General features: G+C 50.7%; 19 protein-coding genes. 6 read left to right on the forward strand and 13 right to left on the reverse strand.

Features of this window, described 5'->3' with window-relative positions; translation table 11 throughout:
* Positions 1 to 50: 50 nt before the first annotated feature.
* From SH678x_RS10020 to SH678x_RS10045, 6 genes are all read right to left on the reverse strand, one after another.
* A complete protein-coding gene (locus tag SH678x_RS10020; RefSeq protein ID WP_496922767.1) occupies positions 51 to 1,316 on the reverse strand; it encodes an endonuclease/exonuclease/phosphatase family protein in 1,266 nt (421 codons plus the stop codon).
* 85 nt (positions 1,317 to 1,401) lie between these two features.
* Positions 1,402 to 2,526, reverse strand: a complete 1,125-nt coding sequence (locus SH678x_RS10025; protein WP_496922768.1) for an alkaline phosphatase family protein — start codon at positions 2,524 to 2,526, stop codon at positions 1,402 to 1,404.
* 83 nt (positions 2,527 to 2,609) lie between these two features.
* On the reverse strand, positions 2,610 to 3,734 hold the full coding sequence (locus tag SH678x_RS10030; protein ID WP_496922769.1) for a PEP-CTERM sorting domain-containing protein: 1,125 nt from the start codon (positions 3,732 to 3,734) through the stop codon (positions 2,610 to 2,612).
* A gap of 47 nt (positions 3,735 to 3,781) precedes the next feature.
* A complete protein-coding gene (locus SH678x_RS10035) occupies positions 3,782 to 4,225 on the reverse strand; it encodes a hypothetical protein (RefSeq protein ID WP_496922770.1) in 444 nt (147 codons plus the stop codon).
* Between the two features lie 23 nt (positions 4,226 to 4,248).
* Positions 4,249 to 5,289, reverse strand: coding sequence for a DUF1559 family PulG-like putative transporter (locus SH678x_RS10040; RefSeq protein WP_496922771.1), 1,041 nt, complete (start codon positions 5,287 to 5,289; stop codon positions 4,249 to 4,251).
* A 132-nt stretch (positions 5,290 to 5,421) separates the two neighbouring features.
* Entirely contained in the window at positions 5,422 to 6,354 is a 933-nt protein-coding gene (locus SH678x_RS10045; RefSeq protein ID WP_496922772.1) for a hypothetical protein, read from the reverse strand.
* 508 nt (positions 6,355 to 6,862) lie between these two features.
* On the opposite strand from SH678x_RS10045, the gene SH678x_RS10050 reads away from it, so the two are divergent.
* The gene (locus SH678x_RS10050; RefSeq protein WP_496922773.1) at positions 6,863 to 7,876 is read left to right on the forward strand and encodes a metallophosphoesterase; all 1,014 of its coding nucleotides are present in this window, start codon (positions 6,863 to 6,865) and stop codon (positions 7,874 to 7,876) included.
* Position 7,877: 1 nt separating this feature from the next.
* On the opposite strand, the gene SH678x_RS10055 is transcribed toward SH678x_RS10050, so the two are convergent.
* Both SH678x_RS10055 and SH678x_RS10060 read right to left on the reverse strand, forming a co-directional pair.
* Positions 7,878 to 9,377: an MFS transporter gene (locus SH678x_RS10055; protein ID WP_496922774.1), complete on the reverse strand. Its 1,500-nt coding sequence runs from the start codon at positions 9,375 to 9,377 to the stop codon at positions 7,878 to 7,880.
* Positions 9,378 to 9,590: 213 nt separating this feature from the next.
* Positions 9,591 to 10,757, reverse strand: coding sequence for a XylR family transcriptional regulator (locus SH678x_RS10060; RefSeq protein WP_496922775.1), 1,167 nt, complete (start codon positions 10,755 to 10,757; stop codon positions 9,591 to 9,593).
* Between the two features lie 244 nt (positions 10,758 to 11,001).
* On the opposite strand from SH678x_RS10060, the gene SH678x_RS10065 reads away from it, so the two are divergent.
* On the forward strand, positions 11,002 to 12,201 hold the full coding sequence (locus SH678x_RS10065) for a Gfo/Idh/MocA family protein (RefSeq protein WP_496922776.1): 1,200 nt from the start codon (positions 11,002 to 11,004) through the stop codon (positions 12,199 to 12,201).
* 33 nt (positions 12,202 to 12,234) lie between these two features.
* Entirely contained in the window at positions 12,235 to 17,529 is a 5,295-nt protein-coding gene (locus SH678x_RS10070; RefSeq protein WP_496922777.1) for a PVC-type heme-binding CxxCH protein, read from the forward strand.
* A gap of 37 nt (positions 17,530 to 17,566) precedes the next feature.
* Here the strand turns inward: SH678x_RS10070 and SH678x_RS10075 are convergent, their stop codons facing one another.
* Together SH678x_RS10075 and SH678x_RS10080 are read right to left on the reverse strand one after the other, a co-directional pair.
* On the reverse strand, positions 17,567 to 19,321 hold the full coding sequence (locus SH678x_RS10075) for a glycoside hydrolase family 3 protein (RefSeq protein WP_496922778.1): 1,755 nt from the start codon (positions 19,319 to 19,321) through the stop codon (positions 17,567 to 17,569).
* 353 nt (positions 19,322 to 19,674) lie between these two features.
* Positions 19,675 to 20,067 carry a hypothetical protein gene (locus SH678x_RS10080; RefSeq protein ID WP_496922779.1) on the reverse strand — a complete coding sequence of 131 codons (393 nt, stop codon included), beginning with the start codon at positions 20,065 to 20,067 and terminating at the stop codon, positions 19,675 to 19,677.
* A gap of 239 nt (positions 20,068 to 20,306) precedes the next feature.
* Between SH678x_RS10080 and SH678x_RS10085 the strand changes: the two genes are divergently transcribed.
* The gene (locus tag SH678x_RS10085; protein WP_496922780.1) at positions 20,307 to 21,401 is read left to right on the forward strand and encodes a hypothetical protein; all 1,095 of its coding nucleotides are present in this window, start codon (positions 20,307 to 20,309) and stop codon (positions 21,399 to 21,401) included.
* 61 nt (positions 21,402 to 21,462) lie between these two features.
* On the opposite strand, the gene SH678x_RS10090 is transcribed toward SH678x_RS10085, so the two are convergent.
* Entirely contained in the window at positions 21,463 to 21,663 is a 201-nt protein-coding gene (locus SH678x_RS10090; protein ID WP_496922781.1) for a hypothetical protein, read from the reverse strand.
* Positions 21,664 to 21,689: 26 nt separating this feature from the next.
* Positions 21,690 to 23,519: an alpha-amylase family glycosyl hydrolase gene (locus SH678x_RS10095; protein ID WP_496922782.1), complete on the reverse strand. Its 1,830-nt coding sequence runs from the start codon at positions 23,517 to 23,519 to the stop codon at positions 21,690 to 21,692.
* 269 nt (positions 23,520 to 23,788) lie between these two features.
* Between SH678x_RS10095 and SH678x_RS10100 the strand changes: the two genes are divergently transcribed.
* Both SH678x_RS10100 and SH678x_RS10105 read left to right on the forward strand, forming a co-directional pair.
* Positions 23,789 to 24,694, forward strand: a complete 906-nt coding sequence (locus tag SH678x_RS10100) for a diacylglycerol/lipid kinase family protein (protein WP_496922783.1) — start codon at positions 23,789 to 23,791, stop codon at positions 24,692 to 24,694.
* Between the two features lie 6 nt (positions 24,695 to 24,700).
* Positions 24,701 to 25,411, forward strand: coding sequence for a phosphatase PAP2 family protein (locus tag SH678x_RS10105; protein WP_496922784.1), 711 nt, complete (start codon positions 24,701 to 24,703; stop codon positions 25,409 to 25,411).
* A 3-nt stretch (positions 25,412 to 25,414) separates the two neighbouring features.
* Here the strand turns inward: SH678x_RS10105 and SH678x_RS10110 are convergent, their stop codons facing one another.
* The gene (locus tag SH678x_RS10110; RefSeq protein ID WP_496922785.1) at positions 25,415 to 25,621 is read right to left on the reverse strand and encodes a carbon storage regulator; all 207 of its coding nucleotides are present in this window, start codon (positions 25,619 to 25,621) and stop codon (positions 25,415 to 25,417) included.
* Between the last annotated feature and the right edge of the window lie 102 nt (positions 25,622 to 25,723).

The raw sequence follows: 25,723 nt of genomic DNA on the forward strand, positions 1-25,723 counted from the left end.
ATGAAGTTGATCAAGATGACAAAGTTCCGGACCTTAGCGCGGCCGCTGCGCTATTGCAGCTTGAACTTTGCCCACACGGGGTCGTGATCCGAGCCGTCGACTTCATCGGGGGCGCGCATCACCTGGCAAGAATCCTCGACGTAAAGCTTGCGCATCGCCGGCGATACGGTAATGAAGTCGATCGGCGCGCGGCCTTCGGGGAACTCAGGGTCGATGACGGAATCCGCTGTTTCCTTGGCCTCGGGAGCCCACATTTCTGTGGCGCCAGATCCCAAGATAATGGAAAACGGTTTGCTGTCGCGGGTGTCGTTGAAATCACCGGTCACGATGATCCGTGCGTTGGGGTCCTGCTTGAATTCTTCGTCGAGCAGTCGCCGAAGTTCCGTGGCTTCCGCCAGACGAATGGGCTCGGAAGTCTCGGCGCTATCGGCTTTGCTCTTGAGGTGAACAGGCCAGATTTCAATCGGGGCGGCATCCTTGGGCATCACCGTAATGGCGGGGACGTCGCGATTGAACCGTCGCAGGACACCGCCTGGGTCGCGAAATTCCAAATGCCGGCGAGAAGTGACCTCACCAATAGGTACCCGCGAAATCAGAGCCACATCGATGCCGCGGAGGTCATTGCCATCGAACTGCACGATGTAATTGTAACCCATGTCAGCGAGAAACAATTTGACGAAGCGCTCCAGATATCCGCGATTCTCGACTTCCTGCAAGGCAACCACGTCGGCGTTCACCTTGCGAATCGTTGCCGCGAGATGCTCGAGCTCTTCCCGCGGTTTTTCCGGAGTGCCTTCGTCGGTGGTGTAAGGATCATCATGACCATCAAACAAATTCAGCGTGTTCACGGTGGCAACGACAATTTCCTGGGGATTTCCCGACCAGGTTTCGACCTTTTTGTCTTCAAGCGTTTGCGTTTCAGGCAGTTCGTCGAGGATTGTAATTTGCTCGGGTTTAGTCACGACCACTTGGGGGCGATCTTGATAAGTGGTGATCAGTCCGCGAATCTCCACGTTCTTGTCGTTATACAAGTCTCGCAACTCGCCAGGAAATTTGTCCCAGTTGTCGTTGAAAATGACTGCTGTGAAGGCGGGGGGACGATTCTCGTCAAAATTGAGGAAAGCGATCCGGTTTGTGTTGCCGACGCTTGTGATTTTGCCGCTGACAAAGACTGTTTGGCCCACGGCGCTGCCCGCTTCGCTCCAATTGATGTGGGGAACGCCCTCGTCGGGGTCGATGGCGGGCTTGCTTTGGGCAAACGAAAACGAGGAAATCAGCGTAAGCAGCACGAGCGAAAGCACAAAACGTGGCATCATCAGACTCCGGGAACCGAGGCGTTGAGGTCCCCTATTCTGACATGCTATGCGCGACAATTCAATTGTTGGCCGATGAGCCTGCTGATTATGGCTTATCCGTCGAATTCAGCACGTCGGGCAAGGCGGGAGCAATCCTCGAATCTGTCGCGGCGTAATCGTAGCCCAACAGAGCCGCCACCGTCGCAGCAGTTTGACCTTGAGTTACTTCCAAATCCTTGCGAACACCCAGTGCTGGAGTATCGGGACCAATGATCGCACTCCAAACCCGCTCAGAACCCGGGAGGTCAACACTATGATTCTTCCAACCTTCGCGTCCATCCCCACGGCCATGATCGGTAGTGATGACGAGCGATGTATTGCCACGATAGTGGGACGAGCTTTGCAGAAAGTCCCAAATTTGTTTGAGATAGGCATCAGTGCGATGAGCGGCATCGAGATACAAATCATAGCGCCCAGAATGGCACCAGTCGTCGGTTTCATCGAGCGAGATATACAGAACTCGCGGCTGCTTGGTGCGCAAATATTCCAAAGCCCCCGCGATGGTGAAGTAATCGAAGCGGGCGTATTCCCACAAATGGGGCAGCTCGCGCATCGTGCGGTTCAAATCCGTGAGCGTTGGCGAATCGGGAGCGAAGTCAAACGGCTGCCAACCCGCGTTGACGTAAATGCCACTGCGCTCGGCATTGAGAATATAAGGAAACAGATCCCAGGAAGTGAATGCCGCAATCTTGCCCTTCAGTTCTGGCTGCTCGTTAAGCCACTCAAGAACCGATTTATTGGGGTTCGGGTTTTTATCGTTGGAGTTAATCTCGTCGTCGGGGAATCCGCACAGGAGCTCTTGGTAGCCGGGGTAGGAAAAGTATTTGCCGTTCTTGACCAAGTCAATGCAATTGTCCTCCGGCGAACCAAAGACTTGTCCTTGCTTGGCGATCATGTTCCAAAAGAACGGCATCAATCGGTCGCGGCGGGACATTTGATCTTCGCGCCAGAATCGAACACGCAGAGCTTCAGGGTTGTATACGCCACCTACGTCCTTATCGATCAGTCGATTATCCGCGCCGGTGAACAATTCTTGGAATCGCAAGCCATCGATAGATATATAGATGACGTTTTGAGTCTGACGGTCGGTTTGCTCGGCAACGCATGGGAAGCAAACGAGCAAAAGGCTGGTAAGTGTGAATACTATTCGGGTGATAAATATATTCATCATGGCTATGGTCAATTAAAAAACCCTCTCCCTTTGAACGAATCCAAAGAAAGAGGGCCTGGGAGGTTGTTCAATATGTTAGCTAATTAGAAGCGGCGAATTTTGAGGCACAAGAGCGAAGCCAGCAAAAGTGCAACGGTGCTCGGTTCAGGTACGCTGACGCCGCCTACCAAGGCGCCGCCATTGTACTCCGATTGCCACAAGGTCAGGTCGGCGCTGCTGAACGGATTGGGCGAGTCACCACGCTGCCAAGCTAAGAAGTCTCGGCCATCGACGTCTCCGTCACCATCGAAGTCAGCACCCGAGCCAACAAAGGGCGTGATGATGTCAAACGAAAATCCAGAGATACCAGCACTGGCACCGCCAGGAGCCGTCATCGCGGAGAATAAAAACTGATCGCCAGGCTGTGCGTCAATAATATCAAAGAAATGCATGTCGACGAAGCGGTTAGGGGACAGTGCTCCCGAGCTAATCGTCTCGACGGGCGTTTGATCAACCAAATGGGTCAAGAAAACTTCACCGGGGGCGAACTGAACGCCATCAAGTCCGTCGGTCATGACCCCAATACGAAAATGCGAAGGAACATTGGCACCGACTTGAAACCCCCAGCGGCCTGACGGATCAAAAGTTGGGTTTGCTCCCGTGATGGTATCCAGGCCGTCCAGGATTCCAAGTTTTACATAGGGAACAACGCCCGTGATATTGCCGGGATCGCCGGTGCCCGGATTAGGTCCAACTGGATCGGGATAGTTTGTGCCGTCAAACGTCCACTTGCGAATACCGCCCTGTAAGCGGGGATCGTCAATCAGTGCATATGACCAACCGGCGGCGATACGTGACGAAAAGATTTGATGTTGAGTAACGAAACTTGGGAGATTGAACAGATTTTCAAAGTTAGGATCGGTGATATCCATTTCGGGCGGAAGGAATGCGTTAGCTACGCCGCCGGGATTGGCATTCGGAAACGCGAATTGGGTTCCAAACAGCGCCCAACCGTCTTTCGCATAGTACCGTTGGCCGATCTGATCGGAGACGCTGTAAAAGTTCGCTTCCGAATCGCTGCGCCAGTTCGAAATCGAATTCTGAGGATACGAATAGGTAGGAAAAAACGTGCCGCCGAGATCCTCTTGAGTTGCAACAAACTGCAAATCAACAGCACCGGCTAATTCCACGCAGAGAAGTAATACAAAAGTGGCAGATAAGTATTTCATGATGACGCCTTTCATTCTCCGATCGCCGTATGTGTCAGCGAATTCAATTAATTACTTGTTAATGCAAAGTCGTGCTTGTCAGGGGTCTGATCCGTCAGTTCCAAATAAAGTTCTGATCGCGTGTTGTATTTCGCAGGAATGTATTGTTCGAGTTCTTCAGTGGATTGGTCCTCTTGCGAACGGGGATCGGCAGCTATTGTGTGTCCCGTCGGCCGATCGGCCGTGATGCGGACCAAGTATTTTCCCGTTTGAGCTGGGCGCTCGGCAGGAAGTTGATAAGTGCCGTTGGCGATTTGTGCGAGTGTCATTTTGCCGCCCGCTTGGGGCTCGAAAATAATCTGACCTGTTTCAACGGGTTTGCCATCGAATGTCACACCACCGGAAAGAGCAATACCGGGTTGACTCTTTGCGCAGCCGCCAAGGACGAGCAAACACAGCCCCAGCAGTGACAAGAAAGTGAAAAAAGTTCTGTTGCCGTGTTGGAAAAGCATTTTTTTTGGACGAGTTAGTTCTACTAGTTCGAAAGCACTTCTTCGCCGGCTCTCGTCGACATCCGCCGCCAGTTGGTCAAATCGACGTCGTCGGAGATATACCGCACGCTGCCATCGCAAAAAGACAAGTTAACGCCGCCAGGATGCGAGCTGCGTGAAGTTTGGCCATGGCGTCGTGGCGGAGCGGCGTATTGTTGGCTACATGGCGCGCCGGGATTAACGCTTCCTTGAGCATCATCCACTTTTGGAGGGTTGGATGCGTTGGTACAAAACTCCATGTAGTCGGTCGCCGCTGTGTTGGGTGCCGAGAAGTGACCGTACATTGAGCTAGCGAGATAGAGCATGCCTCGCGAATCTTCTCCGGGAAATTGTCGGACTTCACCCAGCATGGCTGTATTTGTCGTTCCATCAGTAATCCGCTTGAGAGGTATGCCTTTGCCACTCATGTCAAACATCTTTTCAAAAGGTCCCCGCATGTCGGCACTTGCGGCGGGGTCGTTGGCATAGTCCGCAAGATCTTGAGCAACTTCGGTATCGTGGGTTTGCTCACTTTCTATCTGCGACCACAACGGTCGCCAGCCCTGGTTGGCCACATAATTTCCGTGAGCAAAACAGGCACACGATCCTGTATGGATACCACGAGTTTGATCGGATGGGCACAAATGGATGTCGAGTTGTGTGTAGGTCCACACGGCGTTGGGGGGGCATTGATAACCACTGGCAACCCACGGCTGCCAAGCGGCTTGACTAAAATCGATTTGATCGAACATCGAGCCGGCTTCAAGGTAAGGCAAGATATAAGCAGCCCATGTGTGGTGTAAGTCATTGTCGCCGCTAGTTCGCGTGGACGAACCAGCTGGCAGGACCTTGTTAGCGCTTTCGTAGTTTAAGCAACCGAGAGAAAACTGGCGCATATTGTTGATGCACTGGCTCCGGCGGGCAGCCTCGCGGGCGGCTTGAATCGCGGGCAATAAGAGTGCCACAAGGACGCCAATGATCGCGATGACCACCAAGAGCTCAACGAGTGTGAAAGCTCGCCTGTTTGACTTAAAATGCTTTTCCATAGTCCACCTCTTCTCGAATCTCCCTAAAAGAACGCCCAATGTGATTTCCAACTGTTCTCTGCTTCTTGTTGAAAATGGGAGGCAGTGATACAAGCAGCGATCACTGCCTCCCTGACGTTCACCCTCAATCAATTAACGACCTTGGCGTCGCTTGGGAAATGCCACAAGCGATCCCACAGCCGACAACAGCAGTACCACGCCGGTTGGTTCAGGCACCACACTGTCAAAAGCAACGCCGGCGATCGCACCCTGGCCGTCGCCCGAGGCCTTGGCGAAAATGGCATAATTTTCACCAGCCTGGCCACCAACAATATCAAACGTATGCATATCGACGAATCGATTACGAGTTAATGCACCTGAACCGACGATGTCCAAAATACCGCCAACGTTATCAACGCGTGCCAACAACACCTCTGTTGCCGACCAGTTAGTGCCATCATACCCATCGCTCATCACACTCACTCGAACCGTTTGTGGCACATCAGCGCCCAACGTGAAACCCCAGCGACCTGCACCATTAGGACCAGAGCGTGCATTGTTTCCTAAAATGTCATTGCCTTCGATGTTGCCCATTTTTACATAGGGAGATTGTGAATTTGCTGGAACTACTGCTGGTACTTGTGTATTACCCCAATTGTAGTCGCGGTAGCCGTTGACCAGTGTCGGGTCATCGATCAAAGCGTAGTTCCAACCGCCAATTTTGTTATTAACGAGGAATTGTGATGCAGCGACGTAAGATGGCAAATCAATCAGGTTTGGATAGGTGGCGCTGTTCACAGCTTGCACCGAGCCGCAGCAGCCTTGATTAGGCCAATTGAATTGTGTTGCGAACAGGGCATAGCCATCGCTGCCGTAAACATTATTTCCATCGATATCAAGGGCCTTTGTAACTGAATCAGACCGCCAGGGCACGACGACATAGGGTGCAGAACCTCCGGGAAAGAATGTTCCACCAATGTTGTATTCAGTACCGGCGTAGTTTAGCGTTGCCAGAGCCGTACCTTGAATTGTCAACAAACAAGCAACGGCCAACGTAGCCGCGATCACAAGAAAAGTTTTCTTCATTAGACTCTCCCTCACAAGTAAGAAAATAGAACGTCATGACTCGTCCGGATTGTCGTCAACGCCATGAGCGTTGACCCTCTCCGCAGCGAGCCTCGGGTGATTGCCAGGCAATCTTGGCTCTTTCTTTCCGCTTCCAAGTCGTTTCAATTCGTCTCAGGTGAGATGTACCGATACTGCGCCTTCCGCCTGGCGCCAAAATCGCCTAAATTCGATCAGGCCTTTAGCCTCGTTCAGGCCCACCTCAGCTTTGACTCATCCAAATCCTCAAACATTAGAAAAGTAGTTGAGCAACTGTTTGGGGATTTGATTTCTCTATTACGATATTCGATGAAGATGCAAAAAACGTCAATTCAAAAATGCTAACCATTTGCTTTGTGAAATAACACGTGTAGATGTGAAATTTCAAAGTCGCAATATTGAATTTGCGTTAGATAAGTTTAGAAAAGTTCCGCCGTCTAAATCCTCTAAATGTATTCTACACACGAACTCGAGAAGGGAAGTAATTTCAGTGATCAACCCTCTGCGCATTTGTTTCCTCACGCTTTGTTTTTGCGCTCTGGCGACGTACTCAGCTCTCGCTGAAGTGCAACCGATTCAACCCGGTTCATGGACGCTGGTTATTCTTCCAGACACGCAAATTTACAGTCGCGCCTATCCCGAGCATTACAAGAAGCAAACGCAGTGGATCGTTGATCATGTAAAATCTCACAACATTAAATATGTTCTGCACGAGGGAGATATCACCGATAACAACGTCCCAGAGCAATGGGACAATGCCTTAGCGGCGATGCAGACACTTGATGGCAAAGTTCCCTACGCAATGATTCCCGGTAATCACGACTACGGGCCCAACGGCAATTCCGCCGATCGTGACACGATGTTTAACAAGGAAAAGTATTTTGGCGTTGGATCCACTTATGCTCAGCAACCCTCGATAGGTGCTTTTTTTGAAGATGAACAAACCGATAATTCTTTCCACACCTTTGAAGCAGGTGATCAGAAATGGCTTGTGATTGCCTTGGAATGGGCTCCCAGAGATGAGGTCGTTGCATGGGCTGAAGAAGTCGTGAAAAAGCACCCCGATCACCTAGTGATGCTCGTTACGCATGCCTACATGTACTACGACGATACTCGATACGATTGGGCCAAGAACAGCCACAACCAGACTTGGAATCCCCATTCCTATCCACTTGCGAAAATTCCCAATCAGACGATCAACGACGGCGAACAACTGTGGCAGAAGCTCGTCTCAAAGTATCCCCACTTTCGCTTTACTTTTAACGGTCATGTGCTGGAAGATGGCACAGGCCGGCTAAGTAGTGAAGGAAAGCATGGTAACACCGTACATCAGCTGCTGGCCAACTACCAATTCAAGGAAGAAGGTGGCATGGGCGACATGAGACTGCTGGAATTTCTGCCGGATGGCAAAACGGTCGAAGTGCGCACCTATTCACCCGTGCTTGATCGCTACGACACAGCCGAGGATCAACAATTCACGTTGGAATGTGAACCGATGAAGTAGCTCAACCTTCTCCTGGCCCTATCGTGCCGCCGGTGAATTTTTCATCCTCGGCGGCATGCCCCGTGAGAACCTCGGCGCGATAACCGCCGCGTGACTTGAAGTAAGCAATCAACGCGAGATAGCAGACGCACATAATCGCGGGCAAGACAGCGATTTTTGCAAGGGCGTGTTGCTTAGTTTGCGCGGAGATCTGGTTGATTTTTTCTTGATCCGCCTCTGGGAGTGATGCAACTTTGGTGTTATCGATGGCCTGATAGTTAAAAAAGAGCCCTTGTTGCTCCTGGGCGATCTCGGCATGAACGTTAGGGACTGCTTGGGCAACTGCAGCATTGATTGTTTGGTCCTGTAAAGTACCGATGGCTGGTCCACCCAGCGTACCGATCGAAATCATTCCAACGCCGCTAATCGCGTTCAATAAGAGTGCGCCCCCCCTGGGATATTGTTCCGACACGACACCAAGTGTGGTTGGCCAGAAGAAAGTTTTGCCCACGCCGTACAAAGTCGCGGCGGCAAACAAGGTCATCGCCGCGGTCCCAGCATTTCCGAGCCAGTACAAACCAACGGTTGCGAGTGCCGAACAACCCGCCAATAAACCAAGCGGCGAGATGCGGTGGACGATCGGGCCAGCAAAGAATCTCAGCACAAACATAATTGCCGAGGTGTAAGTTAAGAATAAAGTTCCCTTGATGGGGTCATCCAAAACCGCTGCCATAATGCTCTGAATCCAACCATCGGTGCCAAGTTCTGTGGTCGCCAACAGGAACATGACAAGCATCAAGAAAACGAACATTGGTCGACCGAAGCTAGGGATAAAAATTGCATACAAAACCGTGGGAGCGATAGCGTAGGCGAGCGCCATGTGGGGAGAAATAGGTGGATAACCAAATACTGTTAAGAGTTGGCTGATCCCCATGATGATAAGAAAGGAGACAATATAGGCACTGCCTGCTCCAAATTCTTCAAGCATCGTGCGATAACTGATACCTGCCTCAACACGTTCTTGTGGGGGAAACTTCATTCCTGCCAAAAGAAGGCCATAGGAAAGAATTGGCAGCAGCAAGATACCTAATTGCCATTGCCAGAGTTCACCGGGCAGCGATGCACCAAGCGTATTGCCCAAGGTTAAAACCAGGATAGATAGAAGACCACCCAGCACGAGTCCCCCTGGCCATCCCGCATGTAAGATATTAAGCCAGTGTGTCTTGTTTTCACGATGAATCGTCGCCACGACTGGATTAATCACCGCTTCAACCGCACCATTGGCTAAGGCATAGACAAAGGTCGCGACGTAAAGCGTGCGAAAATCTTTTGCCATAATTGTAAGGACGACCGAAACAAGGTGTCCAATAAAAGCAAACACTAAAATGCGGCCATATCCAATGCGATCAACAACTAGGCTCAGCAAGATGATGGAGATTGCAAATGGGAATAGTCCAACGCCTATCAATGTGCCGATCTGTTCTTCCGTGAGATCAAACGATTTTTGCCAACTTTCAATCACTTGTGGTGAATTGCGAACAGCAAACCCGAATGCCGTGGCCACGAGTGCCATAAAACAGCCGAGAAAAAGTCGCTTTTGATCGCTTGACTGGGTCATAAAGATTCTCGCCAAAAAAAGAGGAGTCGATTTCAATTGAAGAGATAGGCTGAAAAGATGTAAGAGTTATAGAGTGAACTTTGCTAGGGAGATAGGGTCATAACGCTCCAGCGGTATTTATTTTTGACGAGACAACCGACTGCGCTTGCGATAGTTCCGCGGCGTCATTTGCATGAAATTCTTAAACGCCACCGAAAAGTAATCGGGATTGGCGAAGCCAGATCGACTGGTAATCTCGGAAAGAGAAAGGTCCGTTTCGCGTAATAGACGGCACGCTCGTTCCATACGAATGCGAATAATCTCCGCATGAGGGGTGCGTCGCACAAGCTTCTGAAAACGATGTTCCAGCATGCGGCGTGAAAGCGGCACGGCTTTAAGAACGTCGGCTACGCCGATTCCTTTACAGGCATTTTCTCGAATAAATCTCAGGGCGGTAACAATGTCATTATCGTCCAAGGCATAGACGTCGCTCGATTGACGCTCCGCTATTCCCGACGGAGGAACCAAAATACATTCCTCTGATTTTTTTAAACTGTGCATCAATTGGTCCAGTAATTGTGCAGCTTCGTAACCCGTGCGGTGCGTGTCAGGTATGACGCTCGAAAGTGGCGGGGTGCAGAGTCGGCACAGACGCGCGTCGTTATCAACGCCAATCACAGCCACTTGCTCTGGGACAGCGACATCGAGTTCGCGACAAACATCTAATAACTGTTGTCCCGCAAAGTCATAGCATGCCATGACCCCTATGGGTTTGGGAAGCTTTTGCACCCAGGCTTTGAGGCGTTTGCGTTCGGTCGTCCATGAATAGTCGAAGTCGCTGCGACTTTTGCCGTCGAAGATAAAGCATTCACAGTCTGCTTCGGCGGCCGATGTTACGAAATGCTGTTGCCGCCACTGGGACCAGTTGAATTTCGGTTCGCCATAGAATGCAAGCTTTTCAAAACCTCGCTCAATCAAATGCTGGGCAGCCAAACGAGCGATCTCGCGGTCATCGGTTTCGACCCAGGGAATGTTTTTAATTAAGCGTGCTGCGCTTACGTCAACCATAGGGAGACGTGTTCGTCTCACCGCGGAAGCAATAGCTTCGGTTTCAATACGAGCGATGATGCCATCGCCCTTCCAATTCTTGACCCAGGTTGGCGGCTGCGCGCCACGCCCCTGCTCGCCGACGTAGATTGACCAGGGATCATGCTCGCGTTGATAGGCAATAATTCCGTCAAGCAATCCTCGCGCGTAAGCGTTGGAAGTTTCGATCAAAAGAGCTACAGACTTTCGGCCGTGCATGCGTCTGTCACCTCGTTGGAGGGCAAGTTGATGAGTATCGCAACCTTGATCATTAGACGAGCATGTAATAAATCACAGGTGTTATGCGCTTTTCTCCATACTACATTACTGACTCATGGCTAAAATAAAAGAGTGAAATCATTTTAAAAGGCGGTATTTTCCGCTGCTTATGAAGTGCTGAGGAAACTCAGCGCCGCATCTTTTCTATTGCGCAGGAACAACGAAAGTGGTTAGAGAAACACAAGTGTTGAATGCCGCTCTTGTCGGACTCGGTTTTGGCGCCGAGTTCATTCCGATTTATCAGAAGCACCCGATGGTGAACATCGCGGCGGTCTGCCGACGTAATGAAGCTGAACTCAATAAGATTGGCGATGCCTTTGGTATCCCAAAGCGTTACACCAAGTTTGCTGATGTACTTGCCGATCCAGAGATCGACTTCGTGCACATTAATAGCCCTATTGGTGATCACGCGCGCATGAGCATTGCCGCTCTAGAAGCTGGCAAGCATGTCATGTGTACCGTTCCGATGGCGACGACGGTTGAAGAATGTGAGAAGATTTGTGACCTTGTCGCCGAGACGGGGCTGAAATACATGATGGCTGAAACGGTGGTTTATAGCCGCGAGTTTCTGTATATCAAGGATATGTACGAACGAGGCGAGTTCGGAAAGATTCAATACCTGCAGGCATCTCATCCTCAGGATATGGATGGTTGGCCTGAGTATTGGCAACGCATGATTCCCATGCACTACGCCACGCATGTTGTCAGCCCCGTCTTGGGGTTGATGAACAGTCGTGCCGAATGTGTTTCGTGTTTCGGTTCCGGAAGCGTACGCGACGATATCCGGCAAAAGAGCGGCAGCCCCTTTGCCGTCGAATCGTGCCACATCAAGCTCGCCGAGAGTGATGTTTCGGCTCATATTTGGCGCTTCTTGTACGACACAGCTCGGCAGTATCGCGAGAGTTTTGACGTTTATGGGTCCAAAAAATCGTTTGAGTGGACGCTCGTCGAAGGCGAATCACATATCCTGCATACGGCCAAGCGGCCTGAGCACGAAATCGCTGAGCGGATCGCGATTCCTGACTTTGCCCACCTGTTGCCGGAAGAAATCCAGCAGTTTACCCGGTCAATTGTCGACGCCGATCATTTATCCTTCCTGCAAGGTTCCGGCCACGGCGGCTCGCATCCCCATTTGGTAAACGAGTTTGTGCAGGCCTTGGTCGAAGATCGCGATCCTTGGCCGAATGCCGAGACTAGTGCCAACTGGACGTGTGTTGGTATTCTGGCTCATGAGTCGGCAATGTCGGGGGGTGAAATTCGCTGGTTACCCGATTTTACAAGAAGCTCGGCAACCCGCATGGACCCTCAAGAAGACGTTAAACGTACTCATCACAAGGCACGTCAAGTCGTGTCCGCCGGTCAAAACGGCGATTCATTGAGCTAATCGCACTCATCGCGTGCGTAAGGGAATTGAAATATGACCGCCAGGAATTTTCTGGTTGGCTGGGTGCTGGCCATTTGTTTAAGTGCCACTGCATCCGCCGAAGACAAGCATTTCGTCCACTCGTTTGAACGACGACAGCTCAGCGATCAATTTACATGCGAAGGCGCAACGGCCGCCGATCTGAATCGAGATGGTCATCCTGATTTGGTTGCCGGACCATATTGGTATGCGGGTCCAGAGTTTACGGAGCGCACCGAACTCTACGCTCCACAGGCTTTTTCCATTGACGGCTATTCAGACAACTTCTTTGCCTTCGCACATGACTTTAATAACGACGAATGGCTTGATGTACTTGTCATTGGTTTTCCGGGCAAGGAAGCTGTTTGGTACGAGAATCCACGCGAGAAGTCTGGCCACTGGCAGAAGCATTTGGCTTTCCCGACCGTTGATAATGAATCTCCCACATTCGGCGATATCAATGGCGATGGCAAACCAGAGATAATATGTCACACCAATGGCCAACTCGGATATGCGGAGTACGACGCCAACAAGCCTGCGCAACCATGGTTGTTTCATGCGATTTCGCCTGATCGTGGCTACGATCACTTCCATCATGGACTAGGTATTGGCGACGTTAATAAAGATGGCCGGGTCGATCTGCTGGAGAAGCAAGGTTGGTGGGAACAGCCAGCGACTCTTGCTAAGGGTGAAAATTGGAGGTTTCATCCGGTTCCGTTTGCTGACGCCGGTGGGGCGCAAATGTATGCCTATGACTTTGACGCCGATGGCGATAACGATGTTGTTACAAGCAAGGCGGCTCACGCCTATGGATTGTCCTGGTTCGAAAATGTTGCCACGAGTTCCGAAGGGGAAATTGAGTTTCGTGAACATGTCATCATGGGCGAGCGGCCTGAAGATAATGAGTATGGAGTTGCTTTCTCACAACTTCATGCGTTGGCGCTCGCCGATATGAATGGCGATGGTGTGCTGGACATTATCACCGGCAAGCGATTTTGGGCTCATAAGGATCAAGATCCGGGTTCTCTTGATCCCGCGGTTAACTATTGGTTCGAGACAGTTCGTGAAGATGGAACAGTACGTTTTGTTCCCCATCTGATCGACAGATCATCTGGTGTCGGTACACAGATCGTTGTTGCCGATCTCAACGGCGACGAATGGCTCGACTTGATTGTCGGCAATAAGAAGGGAACTTTTGCATTACTACATCATGCTCAGCCAGTGGATCACGCTGCATGGCAAAAAGCCCAGCCTCGCCCTACGGCCGACGTCAAGTTGGTCGCTACTCAACGGCAAGTCAACAGAAAACAGCCGAAAGACGGCTATCTCGCGCAAGATCCAAACGGCAGAGTCATCAATCTCGACTTTGAAGCTGGTGACGCCCGCGATTGGACGGCCACGGGGTCGGCTTTTGAAAAACAGCCTGTTTGGGGAGACACCGTTCACACGCGACGCGGTGACATGATTAGCGGTCACCGCGGCGATCGTTGGGTAGGCAGCTTCGAGATTGGTGGTGACGAACCTCAAGGAACCTTTACATCTGCGAATTTCATTGTTTCTCATCCCTTCGCAACCCTCTTGGTGGGTGGAGGATCACAGAACTCAACTCGTGTGGAAATAGTCCGAGCGGATACTGATGAGATCATTTTTACAGCCAGCGGTCGAGATAACGAGCAGATGAATCCTGTGGTGGCTGATCTTAGCAACCATATCGGTAAAGAGATCTTTCTGCGAATCGTCGATGAATCAAGCGTCCCTTGGGGGCACGTCAACTACGACCATTTCCGCTTTTGGGATACCAGGCCACAGATCTCAGTTCTCGAATCAAATGTATTGCAACTCGATGAATATCCGCACAGTGGTCTATCGCCGGATGAATCCGTTGCCGAAATGATTTTGCCGGATGGATTCGAAGCAAAGGTATTCGCTGCGGAGCCAGACGTTAAGCAGCCCATCGCCATGGCCCTCGATGACCGTGGGCGAGTTTGGGTGGCCGAGGCGTATGAATACCCAAATCGTGCTCCCGAAGGTGAAGGACAAGACCGCCTGCTGATCTTCGAGGATAAAGATGGCGACGGGCATTTTGATAAGCGGAAGGTCTTCGCAGAAGGTTTGAACCTCGTCAGCGGTTTTGAAGTTGGATTCGGTGGGGTCTGGGTTGGTGCAGCGCCTTATTTACTATTTATTCCCGACAAGGATGGCGATGATGTGCCTGATGGTAAGCCTGAAATCCTGCTGGATGGCTGGGGATTTCAAGACACGCATGAAACTCTAAACACTTTCACTTGGGGGCCGGACGGTTGGCTCTATGGTTGCCACGGTGTTTTCACGCATTCTCTCGTCGGTAAGCCAGGAAGCTTGCCGAAGGATCGCGTGCCGCTCAACGCGGCGATTTGGCGGTATCATCCCACGCGACATAAGTTTGAAGTTTTTGCTAACGGGACGAGCAATCCCTGGGGAATCGATTTCAACGATCATGGGCAAGCGGTTGTCACAGCTTGTGTGATTCCTCATTTGTTTCACATCATCCAAGGGGGCCGCTACCATCGCCAAGCCGGCGAGCATTTCAATCGTTTCACTTACGACGATATCAAAACGATTGCCGACCATTTTCACTATCTTGGAGACACACCTCACTCGGGGAATGCGAAGTCCAATGAAGCCGGCGGAGGCCACGCGCACGCTGGTGCCATGTTTTACTTGGGAGGAGCTTGGCCCGAGAAATATCGGAATGCGATCGTGATGAACAACATTCACGGCCAACGTTTAAACACCGACATCGTCAAGCCTCACGGTTCTGGCCTCGTAGGGAGCCATGGTCCCGATTTCCTGCTGACGCAAGATCGCGCTTCGCAGATGCTCAACTTTCGTTACGGGCCTGATGGGCAAGTTTATGTTATCGATTGGTACGACATGCAGGCCTGTCACGATGGCAATCGAGATTTGCATGATCGGAGTAATGGTCGCATTTATAAAGTCGTTTATGGTGATTCGGAGCCTGTTGTCGTTGACCTCAAGTCGTGGAGCGATTTGGAGTTGGCCGAGGCCATGCTGAATAACAATGATTGGTATGTTCGCCATGCCCGTCGCATTCTTCAAGAACGCGCTGGTGATCGCGAGATCGATAACAAAGCTACAGAAAAACTCATCGAGATCGCCACAAAGAATGAAGACGATACTCGCCGGCTACGAGCGATTTGGGCGTTGCATGGGATCGGCAAGATTGACGCGGCGTTAACTCAAGAATTGTTAGCTGATGAAAGTGCTTATGTCCGTGGCTGGGCGATTCAGCTCGCGCTCGATCGCGGTTCTGCCAGTGCAGAGTTTTTGACAAAGCTTGCAGAACTTGCTCATCAAGATCCTTCGCCTGTGGTGCGGTTGTACCTTGCCTCCGCTCTTCAACGCATTCCGCTTGAGAGTCGCTGGGAAATCCTCGCGGGATTGGCAAGCCATAGCGAAGACGCGGGAGATCAGAATTTACCGCTCATGGTGTGGTATGCGGCCGAGCCGTTGGCGGAGGCCGAACCAAGCCATGCACTAGAATTTGGCCTTTCGTGCGGCAAGAACTTGCCAAAGGTTCGTGATTTCATGCTTCGGCGCGTGGCAAGTTTGGATTCACCAGAAGTTTTAACAGCGTTGGTTGCTGCGTTGGGTAAATCAACACAGCTTGATGAGCAGTTGGCGATTATCGCGGCGATGCGACAAGCCCTTGAAGGGCAGCGGCTTGTCAAATCGCCCGCCGAGTGGTCGAGCGTTTACCAGACATTGGGCAAGTCAACGGATGAAATCTTGCGCACGCAAGCGACTGCTCTCGGGATAAAATTCGGAGATGTGAATGCTTTTGCTGCGTTTCGGGAGTTGATCGAATCGAAAGATTCGGACCTTGATAAACGCCGTGAAGCTCTTAAAGCCTTATTGGCCGCTAAAGATCCTGAGTTGGTGAAAACTTTGCAGAAGCTGCTTGCCGAGGCTTCGATGCGAGACGTCGCGCTCAATGGTTTGGCGCTCTACGATGATTCAGCAACACCGCAAGCGGTCTTAGCGGCTTACCAAGTTTACTCGCTCGGTGAAAAACAAAAGGCGATTTCCACGTTGTCGTCACGCGCAGAATATGCCGTTGCACTATTGCAAGCTATTCAAGAGGGCCAAATTCCTAAATCTGATCTGTCAGCGGATCTCGTTCGTCAATTGAACAATCTTGAAAATGAGAAAATTAACAAACTGCTGACAGAGATATGGGGCCAAGTTCGCACGACCGCCGCCGACAAGTTAAAATTGATGGCAGACTACCGGAAATTACTTGCTTCAACAAAAGCGACTCAGGCTGATTCCGAATTAGGGCGAGCAGTCTTCAACCGAACTTGCCAACAGTGTCATACTCTTTACGGCACGGGCAACAATATTGGACCCGATTTAACGGGTTCCAATCGGGCCGACGCCGAATATCTTTTGACCAATATCGTGGATCCCAGCTCCTTGATTTCCAAGGAGTATCAAACTTCAGTCCTCATCACCGATACAGGGCGCGTGATCACGGGTATCGTCATTGCCGAGGATGACAAGTCGGTGACCATCCGCAGTACTGCCGAGACATTGGTTGTCCCCAAGGAAGAGATCGACGAGCGAATGCTTAGCGAATCTTCGATGATGCCGGAGAATCAACTCGCTCAATTCACTGAGGACGAGATTTTGGCGCTCTTCGCATACTTGCGAGGAAAAAAACAAGTTCCGCTGTTGGCCGCCGAGAGCAATGCGAGCCTGATTTTTAATGGCCAAGATTTGACCGGCTGGCAAGGCGACGAAAAATTATGGTCGGTTGAAAATGGTGAAATTGTCGGTAAGAGCGAAGGTCTTAAGCAGAATTCGTTTTTGCTTAGCGACTTAAGTGCCGAGAATTTTCATTTGTCCGTTGAAGTGATGCTAAAGGACAACGCTGGCAACAGTGGGGTTCAGTTTCGCAGCCAACCGATCAAGGGTTTCACGGAAGTTGCCGGCTATCAGGCGGATATCGGCCTTGATTGGTGGGGCAAGCTCTACGAGGAACATGGCCGTGAGTTGTTGTGGAAAGAATCTGGCGAGCAGTTTGTGCTTCCGGATCAGTGGAACAAGTACGAAATCCGTGCAGAAGGCTCACATATCCAAACCTGGATTAATGGCAACTTGTGCGTGGATTTAGAGGATCCCGAAGGTAAGCGACGCGGCATCTTTGCCTTGCAGCTACACTCAGGTGGTCCTACGGAAGTGCGCTTCCGCAATTTCAAGCTCGAGATACTACCAGACACTACCCCGCAGGTCCCAGCGGCTCGATAGCAGTAACTGGCTGAAGACACTTAAAGCGAGGCGTTGCTTACTTGTCGTAGGTCAAGCCATAGCCAAAAGGAAACAGTGGGTCATATTCATCGTCGCCGACATTGATTGGCTCTTGTGCGGCGGACTTAGGCCAAGTGAAGGAGAGCTTGCCCGTCGGTGAGAAGTCTCCCAGGAGCACGTCCACGATGCCGGCTCCTTCTGTTCCCGGCAACCAAGCCGCGACGAAGGCATCAGCTTGTCCAATGACATCACTGATATCCAATGGCCGGCCTGAATAAAGGACAACCACCGTTGGAATATTGCTCTCGCTGACTTGGGCAAGCATCGTCAGATCAGCTTTAGGAAGCTTCAAATCATCGTCGTCACCGGCCCCCTCGGCATAAGGGATTTCTCCAACCACCGCAAGAATTAGGTCGGCGCCTTCAGCACCACTGCCGTCGGTAGAAGATGTGACCTTAACATTATCGCCCAATTTTTCGCGTAAGGCGGCCAGCAATGTCGTTCCACCCGTGGTGACATCGCCTGCTTTGCCTTGCCAGTCAATCGTCCAACCACCGCATTGGATACCAATGTCGTCAGCAGCAACTCCCGCGACGTGAATATGCTTGAGGTTTTTAGAAAGAGGTAAGGTCTTTTCGTCGTTCTTCAATAAAACGAGCGATTCGCGGACCGCTTGCCGTGCAACTTTGCGATGGGCCTCCGAGCCAAATTGTTCTTTTAATGTTTTATCCGCTGTGAGCGTCACACCAGGGTCTAACAATCCCATCGCAGCTTTTACTTGAAGAATACGTAGAACGGCATCATCGATTCGTTCCAGCGGTACTTCTCCCTCGTTGACCAATTCGGTCAGCAACGTGATAAATTCACGATATTTTCCAGGTACCATGAACATATCCATGCCCGCATTGACGGAGATTTTGATCGCTTCCTTGTAGTCCTTCGAGATTTGATCGATGGCGTTGTAATCCGAAATGAGAAATCCTTCGAAGCCCAATTCGTCTTTCAAGATATCCGTGAGCAGCTCTTTGCTCGCCGAGCATTTCACGCCATTCCAGCTGCTGTAGGAAGGCATGATCGTTCCAACGCCCGCTTCGATGGCAGGTAAATAAGGTGCAAGATGGATTTCTCTTAACGTGATTTCATCGATTTCAACATTACCCTGATCGAGACGTAGTCGCTTTTCATCTCCGAAGCCCTCCCAATCGGCTAGTCTTATTTCGGCCTTTGTTCCTCCATCGGCAACGAAATGCTTGGCGCAGGCAAGTACTCGCGTCGGGTCGCTCAGGTTGTGGCCTTGTAAACCCAATACAGCCGCCTCACCCAACCTGCCAGAAAGTTCGGGATCTTCAGAGAAGCCTTCATAGGTGCGGCCCCAGCGAATATCACGCGGAACGGCGACACAGGGTGCAAAATTCCAATTGATTGTGCTCGCCCGAATTTCGTCGGCAGTGATACGATTTACTTCGCGCACGAGATCAGCACTCCGCGTGCAACCCAAGCCAATGTTATGCGGGAAGATGACTGCATCTAACAAATTACTGTGGCCATGCACGGCATCGATGCCGTAAAGGAGTGGGATCTTGAGTGGCGTTTTGAGTGCGGCGGCCTGACAATCTTCAACGGCCGCTGTCCAAGAGGCGAGGTCGTTGCCCGCCTTGGGGTCGGAACTACCGCCACTTAGGATCGAGCCCAGGAAGAGTTCCGTGATCTCATCGTAACCCTTGAGATGACCTAACTCGGCCTGAGTCATTTGCCCAATCTTCTCGGCGAGCGACATCCTTGCCAGAAACATCCTGGCCTGATCTTGATGAGCAGAAAAGTTTTTTAATTCTGTCCCGGTTTCAGCGAAAACCAAACAAGGTGTTTGTATTAATGTTGTGGCAAGGAGCAAAAACGCAATAAATCGCATATTGGAGATGGGTCAAGGTTGAGAGGGAAATTGGGGATAAGGAGGAGTCACCATTTTGCCTATCTCAACAACAAAAATCCAGGGCAAGCACAGGGCTCAAACCGGTTTTAAGGTTATCCCCCGAAATATCAGCCGAATCTGTTGCCTATCGCTTCTACTTTGAACCGTTACCAATGCACGTTGCCGTCTCATTCCTGCAGACGAACTATTAGAAAAGCATTTTTCCGTACCTTTCCCTAGCTTTGCAGAACGATCGATTCCGCATCCTCGCGCAGTGACGTGAGCGCGTGTTGTCTGCTATTGAAGCGTTGTAAGTCATAATTGGGCTTGTCATTCCAGGCGACCCAGAATCCGTCGGAGTCGATCGTCAAATGCATGTACGATCCCGTTGGCAGAGTAACTATCTCGGTTTGCTCCATCATGTGCCGAGCACTCTTGTAGCCGAGATCGTGAGCCAACTCTTCCTTGGCTGCCGTTGGCAGTGACTCCCGTGCATATTGATCTGCCTCAATTGCTTGCTTGGCAATTTCCGCTGACCGTACCACTTCTACCATGTGCATGGGGTCTTTGGCTGAAATGAATTTATGCTCGTCTGACTCGTGAGGGAGATGATGTTCGGGAGGGAGCATATTGATTCTTCGATTGGAATATGAGTTATTCATAATTCGCCTCTTCGTTCTGTCGAGTAACACTTCCGATTCTGTACTTACTTTTGAATGCATCTGCCGTGCCAAGCAATCATTCCGCTGTAATCTGAACGCAACTAGAAAAATGCTAATTCTTAATGGCATGCGCCTTGCTGATTTACTTTCTAGGAACAAATTCTCTTTTATTAATGCAACATTTCCTTAGCTTAGGCTTCATCACTATGTGTAGAGTCATCTTGTTAACGGTGCTGTTCACACTCCTGCCAATTAGACCGTTTAGCCCCCAATCTATCGCTCAGCCAGCTGCCGAGGAGCCAGCTGCCGAGGAGCAGGATGCCTCTGAAGAGATTGAAGTTCCAAAGATCGAACTGCGTGGCGTAATGATAATGCGGGTTTCCGAGCGTTACCTCGAAGAGCTTTTCGCGCGCGACATCAATAAACGCACTCCTGTAACACGAGTTGTTCTCGGCACCCATGCCACTGGAACCGCCCATACAAAAGGGCGGGCCGACGTTGATACTAAGGCCGATCAAGATAATGCTTCGTTTAACGTGAAAATCTCAGGTTCCACAGATTCTCGGACTGTAGGTCGCAACGGACCAGCGATTATTCATTCCCGATCGATCACGACTTGGACGGCCAAGAAGATTGTCCGATTTGATGGCGAGGAATTTGTCACCACTCCCGGTACGATTGAGAGTACGACCAGAATCATCCCTTTGGGCGCAGACTCGACTTTGCCTGGCTTAAGGGGACGGCTTGTGAGCCGAATTGCCACGCGGCGTGCGATTGAATGCAATGCGACGGCAGAGCGAATCAGCGGCGAGCATACCGACAAACAGGTACTGGCTGACGTTGATCGAATCGTCGATCAACAGATTGCAAAACTCAACAAACGTATCGATAATCGCCCGTTAATGTCGGTGATTTTGCCAAAATTAAACGACGCCGGTGTTCAGTTTTCCACGAGCTCGAATTGCATCAACGTCAGTTTTGCTGGTGGCGATGCATCGCCACTTGCGAAGGTTTGCCCAGTGGAAGGCGTCGACCCGAGTGATACCGAGCTCTGGTTTCAAACTGCACTCATTGCTAGGCCCGAAGGGACAATCCCAGAGGCAATCGATAATGCGGGGGCGTGGCTAGCCGAACAGTTGCCCGATATTGGTATCCCCGGCGTTGATCTAACAGGTAAAGACGGAGTTCTTCCCGTCAATGTTCAGGTCATCGATGGCTGGGTGCTCATTCGCACACAAAACCCTGAAACACAATCAGATGTTCAAGCTGACACAGAGGAACTTCCCGAAGCAAAGAATTGATTTAAAAAGCGGGCATTGATAGCATGCCCCTCTTTAACTGTATTGTCGAAACGAAGTTACATCATTCCTCAGGACCGTGCGAATCGCACGCTTCTCGGTCAGCGGCCTTATAGCGCACGTCGTCAGCTGATCCACAATTTTCACAAGGTGGCAGTTGCTCTTCGGGCCCCAGCAACTGAGCCACATAAGAATGGCATTTGCAGCAGCGATAACAGCCGTTGCCTGGCTGTTCTCCAATAGCAAACTCTGAAGTCGCAAGCATGGATCGTATCCTTTGATAAGATAGTGTTAAGAAACGTTCTCAGAAAAGATAAGTACGCTGTAGGGGGCGATGTTTATGGAACCACTAGCAGGGAGCCCATCGTATGAGATTGCTTCGGCTTGAACATCGCGAGAGTTAAAGTTATCGAATTCTTCACTATAGAACTTCGCATCACTATTGAATCGAAGCTGCCAATGTCCCTCACGCACAAAGCCGATGCGATAGTCTTCCCATGCCTTATTGGAGAAATTGGCGACTATGATTGTGTCGTCGCCCTGCCCTCCGTCTTTCCAGCGTCGGAATGCAATAAGTTTGTCACTATCATTTAGGTGATGGCATTCAATTTTTTGGCCCGTCAGTCCAGAAGTGAAACCCTTTTTATTCAGCCGTAAGCGAATTAGGTCGCGGTACAGGCGAACGATTCCTTCGCAGTCTTTCTCTTCACTCCAGTCGATCCCGCGCGAGTCATCAAACCAACCGCTACGGAGAAATTCTTGGCCTTGAAAGATCATCGGAATTCCCGGGGCCGTGAAGACCATGCAGGCCGCAAGCGTAGACCGTTTCTGTGCGTACCAACCTTTAGGATCTTTGGGATCGATTTCCGATGGGACACGAGCTTTTCCGTTGGCAACTTCGTCGTGCGATTCGCTGTAGATAACTCGCTCGAATGCGGAATAGTTGTAGCGATGGCACAGTGCATCACGGACCGCGAACATTGATCGATATTGGTCTTCCGTTTGTTGCACAACGTTGCGAATCGGATGCACGAAGCCAGCGTCCCATTGACTGGAAAAACCTGCCCCGCCCCAGTCGGCGGGTTTGGTCATCCAGTCGTTGTTTTGCAAGTCCTCAGCGATCGTGATTTTGTGCGGATATTTGAAATGGGTCTCGCGGTTAACCCACTGCGCCAACGACCAACCCTCTGGTAGCTCGCGTGCGCCGTCTACGGATCGCATGAAGAGCGTCATATCATAACGCAAACCGTCCATGTGATAATCTTCGAGCCACATCATGGCGTTATCGTGGATATAGCTACGCACTTCCGCGCGGCCGTAATCGGGGCGCGAATCTCCCCAAGGAGTGCTTGATTTCCAGTCGTTGTAGAAGTAGATACCCCCTTTGCCGTCTTGACTCCAACCATCAAATTGCCAGATATCGAGATCGCTCGGTCCGAAATGGTTGTAAACGACGTCCAAAATGACCGCGATGCCATGTTGATGGGCGCGTTTGACAAGTTCCTTCAAGCCACAGGGACCGCCATAAGCACTCTCGACCGCGTAGATATGGGCAGGATTGTAACCCCAAGAGAGATCCCCAGCAAACTCTGCCGTGGGCATGAGTTGAATGCAATTGACGCCCAAGCGCCGCAAGTAATCCAGCTTATGAGCTACTTGTTCAAAGGTGCCGGGTACATTAGGTCGGGAGCGATTGAATGTTCCGACGTGCATTTCATAGATAATGAGTTCGTTGAAAGCGGCAATCGTAAAATCGTCACTTTCCCAATCGAATTCAGGATCATGCACAACCGAGTTGCCGATCGAATTTGTCACCTCACGGCTGTAGGGGTCAATGCGACTGAGTTTTTGGTCACCATTGATAATGACGTAACGATACTCGTCGCCAATCTTTGCTTCAGGAACATTGATATACCAATGTCCGTTAGCCTCAGCTTCGAGGACATTGGCAGTCTCCTTCCATTCATTGAAAGTGCCAATCACGCTGACGCTCTCAGCGTGTGGAGCCCAAACTCTAAATGCAACACCCTCCTCGTGAAGTATGCATCCCATTCCTTCAACTTTCACGGTCTGAATTTCCTTCGTGGTCTGGCGATTGTTCGGCCCACAAACGGTTGACATTTCGCGTGCCTTTCATTTGGACTTAAGCTAACTGGACGAAGTGGAGAATCTATATACAAATATTGCATTTATTATGCCGACGTTAATATCAACCTGTTTCATGGGATATACCTGGTGATTTACTGAAGTACTGGAACATGATCTCAAAGAAGGTCATCTTTAAACCAATAGTTGGTTTCACGACGACCAGAAACTCTGCAACTTCGAGAAAAAGCCACTGTTTGCTCTCGAATATCTGACGGCATGGCATTTTCATAACAATATGAGTTATGGATAAAAACACACTTGTTATTTGGAATCCGAATGCAGGGTCAATCGAGCAAGCTGTGGCGATTCGCCAAAAATTCATCGATCATCCTGAAGTGACGATTTATGAGCCCACTTCCGCCACCGATGCTCAAGCAAAAGTGAGAATCGCCTGCGAGCAAGGAACCAAGTTGATTATCGCTGCTGGTGGTGATGGCACGGTGAATTCGGTGATCAATGGATTAAGCACAGCGCCGAATGATGTCACTCTCGGCGTCTTACCCCTTGGCACGGCCAACGATTGGTGTGCGTCACTGGCGATTTCGAACGACCCAGAATTAGCCTGGGAAACGCTGCAAAATCGCCGTGTTCAAGCTGTTGACGTGGTTGAACTGGAGACAGAAACGCTGACGACTCGCTTTGCAAACATTGCTACCGGGGGTAATAGCCATCGTGTGACTGAAGCAATCACCGCGGAGATGAAGCAACGCTGGGGAGCACTCTGTTACATCAGGGGGGCAGTGAGTATTCTCAACGATCTGAAGAGCTTTGATACGACGATAAGCATCGACGGTGCCGAGCCGCAGGACTACTCTGTGTGGAATCTCCTTGTCGCCAATGGGAAAACATCCGCTGGTCGCGTGGAAGTCGCTCCCCAGGCGCGGTTAAACGACGGTTTGCTGGACTTGGTAATCATCCAGTCGGGCACAATGATTGACCTTGCAGACTTGTCAGCTCGGTATTTGTTCGACGACTATATTGATTCCAATCAGGTCATTTACCGACAGGCCCGACATATTGCGTTGAAATCACAACCCCCTGTTAAATTCTCTTTGGATGGTGACATTGTCGATGAGCAACCGATTTCATTCCGCTGCTTGCCGGCAGCGTTGAATGTCATCGTGGGCGAGGAATTCCAGAACGGTTAAATTCTCATGCAGAAATTTATTGCTGCCGTCGTGCGCGAACCAGTGATACTGATTCTTTTGATCTTAAGTGCGGGAGGCGTGTGGACCTTTATTGAACTTGCGGATGCCGTGAACGAAGGAGATTCGCGTGAAATCGATGAATGGATCGTTTTGTCATTGCGTGATCCCATCGATAAATCAGACCCGATTGGTCCCCGCTGGTTCGAGGAAGTGATGCGGGATATTACGGCCTTGGGTGGGTATGCAATTCTTACCCCACTCACAATATCCGTCGCGATTTACGAATGGATTCGCAACCGACGTCAAACGGCCATGCTTATCATTGTGGCAACGGTGGGTGGCATTCTGCTAAGCACGGTGTTGAAATCAGCCTTCGACCGCCCACGACCAGATATTGTGCCGCACGGATCGTATGTGTTGACCAAAAGTTTCCCCAGTGGACACGCCATGATGGCCGCAACGACATATCTCACCTTGGGCGCTATCATGGCCCAAGCGGAGAAACTGCGCAGCTTGAAGATGTTTTTTCTAACTCTTGGCGTGTTGCTCACCGTACTCGTTGGCTTAAGCCGTGTGTACTTGGGCGTTCATTGGCCAACCGACGTTTTGGCGGGTTGGGCCGCAGGTGCCACCTGGGCATTACTTTGTTGGTCAGCAGCCCGTGCGATCGATAATTGGGTCGATTACCGCGGACAAAGCATTAGACCAACTGACTAAGTATTAGCCCACCGCATGGACCAATTCGTCATCCCACATCGGTTCTGAGGGATAAGAGTGCGATTCCAGTTCACTCCGCAAAATGCGAATGCCCCGGGGAGCTTCAATCCCAATGGACACAGCTTTGCCACGAATTTTCAGCACGCGGACAACAATGTCCAATTCGGGCAGCAAAATTTCATCACCTTCCTTGCGAGACAAAACTAACATTTTGCAGTTCTCCAAAAAGAGCGGTTTCCCCCTAAGTATGGCTCGGCATTGTGCAAATAGTGCGCCATTGAGATAACTGCCAATTTTTCACCCGCTACTTTT

This window comes from Bythopirellula superficialaquae (assembly GCF_059632245.1).